This is a genomic window from Achromobacter sp. RW408 (genome assembly GCF_003184165.1).
Taxonomy (GTDB): domain Bacteria; phylum Pseudomonadota; class Gammaproteobacteria; order Burkholderiales; family Burkholderiaceae_B; genus Achromobacter; species Achromobacter xylosoxidans.
This window is the reverse complement of the sequence record NZ_QHHO01000029.1, coordinates 1-1,462: the sequence shown is the minus strand read 5'-3', so window position 1 is coordinate 1,462 and position 1,462 is coordinate 1. Positions and strand designations below refer to the sequence as shown.

Annotated in this window: 1 protein-coding gene; it reads right to left on the bottom strand. The window is 64.4% G+C overall.

Translation table 11 applies throughout. The features are described 5' to 3' along the window. Positions 1–1,462: VCBS domain-containing protein (locus DK459_RS07515; protein ID WP_110134621.1), on the bottom strand; the 1,462-nt coding region annotated here is incomplete at both ends.

Sequence of the window (1,462 nt, the reverse complement as noted above, 5' to 3'; positions counted from 1 at the left end):
TTGCCGTTCTGGTCGACGGTGAAGGTGCCGTACTGGCCCTTGCCTTCATTGTTGACGGACCAGGTGTGTTTGTCGGTGGCATCGACGTCCTGCTTGGCCAACTGGCCGGACACGGTGGTGTCGGCCGCGTCTTCCTTGACCGCGCCCGTGGCCACGCCCGAGATGGTCGGGGCGTCGTTGGTGCCGTTGATGGTAATGGTGACCTGGCCGGTGGTGCCGTCGGCGGTCACGACGGTGAAGGTCTCGGTCAGATGGTCCTTGGCGCCCAGTTGCTGGATGGCCTTGGCGTCGTTGTCGAGCTTGAAGCTCCAATTGCCGTTGGCGTCGATCGAGAACTTGCCGTACTGGCCCTGGAAGTCGGTCTGCGGACGGAATACGGCCTCGCCGGCATCCGGATCGACGACGTCGAGCTTGCCGCTGGCGGTCAGGGTGGTGTCTTCCTGGACGGTGCCCTTGTCGTCGCCCGGCTTGCTCGGGGTGATCACGGCGCCGTCGCTGGTGCCGTCGACGGTGATGGTGATGACCTGGGTGGCCTTGCCGCCATGGCCGTCGTCGACGGTCACGGTGATGGTGTCGGTCAGGTGTTCGCCATCCTTGAGCGCCTTGACGTCCGGATTGGCGTTGTCGAGCTTGTAGGTCCACTTGCCGTTCTGGTCAAGCGTGAACGAACCATACTGGCCCTTGCCGTCATTGTTCAGCGACCAGGTGTGCGTGTCGTTGGTGTCGACGTCGTGCTTGGTCAGCTGACCGCTCACGTCCTGGTTGCTGCCTTCCTGGATCTGGCCAGTGGCCGTGCCGGTGATGGTCGGGGCGTCGTTGGTGCCGGTGACCGTCACGGTAATGACCTGGGTGGCCTTGCCGCCGTTGCCGTCGTCGACGGTCACGGTGATGGTTTCGGTGGCCTTCTGGCCTTCGGCCAGGGCCTGCACCTTGGCGCTGTCGTTGTCCAGCGTGTAGGTCCACTTGCCGTTCTGGTCGAGCGTGAACGAACCGTACTGGCCCTTGCCGTCGTTGTCCAGCGACCAGGTGTGCTTGTCGTTGACGTCGACGTCGTGCTGGGTCAACTGGCCCGACACTGCCTTGGCGCCGTCTTCGGTGACGTCGCCGGTGGCCGCGCCCGTGATGGTCGGCGCGTCGTTGGTGCCGTTGATGGTGATGACGACCTGGCCCGTGGTGCCGTCGGCGCTGGTGACCGTGAAAGTCTCGGTCAGGCTTTCCTTGGCGCCCAGCTGCTGGATGGCCTTGGCGTCGTTGTCGAGCTTGAAGCTCCAATTGCCGTTGGCATCGATCGAGAACGTGCCGTACTGGCCATGGAAGTCGGTCTGCGGCTTGAACGTGGCTTCGCCGGCGTCCTTGTCGACGATGTCCAGCTTGCCGTTGGCGGTCAGGGTGGTGTCTTCCTGGACGGTGCCCTTGTCGTCGCCCGGCTTGCTGGGGGTGATGACGGCAGCGTCGTTGGTGC